This window comes from Mesorhizobium sp. M1307 (genome assembly GCF_040318155.1).
In the GTDB taxonomy this organism is placed as follows: Bacteria; Pseudomonadota; Alphaproteobacteria; order Rhizobiales; family Rhizobiaceae; genus Mesorhizobium.
The window spans coordinates 1-600 of record NZ_JAMYLR010000120.1 but is presented as its reverse complement, the minus strand read 5'-3'; the positions used below and the strand labels follow the sequence as shown (position 1 = coordinate 600).

The 600-nt window shown below is 62.7% G+C and carries 1 protein-coding gene; it reads right to left on the bottom strand.

Features of this window, described 5'->3' with window-relative positions; all coding sequences use genetic code 11:
• Window positions 1–7: 7 nt before the first annotated feature.
• Window positions 8–600: ISAs1 family transposase (locus NKH16_RS34915; RefSeq protein WP_352903989.1), on the bottom strand; the 593-nt coding region annotated here is incomplete at its 5' end.

The following is a 600-nucleotide window of genomic DNA, read 5'->3' as shown; positions in this document are numbered from 1 at the left end:
GGCAGGGCTATCGCATATGAGTGATGGCATTGATGAGATAGTCGTCGTTCCAGGCGCATTTCTTGATGCGATGGCTGATGGGAACTTTGGCAGCATCGGCGGCCTGAAGGATGTTTCTGGCGAGGCGATTGAGAAGGGCCGTGTTGGCGGGGGCATTGTCCTTGCGGGCACGGCTGAGATCCTCATCGAGATGGACATCGAGCATCCAATGCAGGCCGTTCTCGATCTGCCAATGAGCTCTAGTGAGGTCGAGCGCCCGCTGCGGCGACATGAGCGTGGAGGCCATGAACAGGCGCATCAACGGCTTGGCCTGATCGCGTCGGCTGGTGATGCGGATGAAGGCCAGGTGGCCGGGCATCAGCGGCTCGGCCGCCGCCACGATCTCGGCCTGCCGCCACTCGTTGCGGCCGTGGCTGGTCTCGGTCCGCTCGGCAATGGAAGGGGTGGCGTCGGCCAGTTGCAGGTTGGCACGGCGCAGCCAATGACGACGGTTGCCCTTCAGCGCAAGCAGGTAATCGCCACCTCTTTGGGTAATGGCCGCAGCCATGCGGGTGTGGCAGTGGAGCGCGTCGGCGGTGACCAATCTGCCCGTAAGATCAA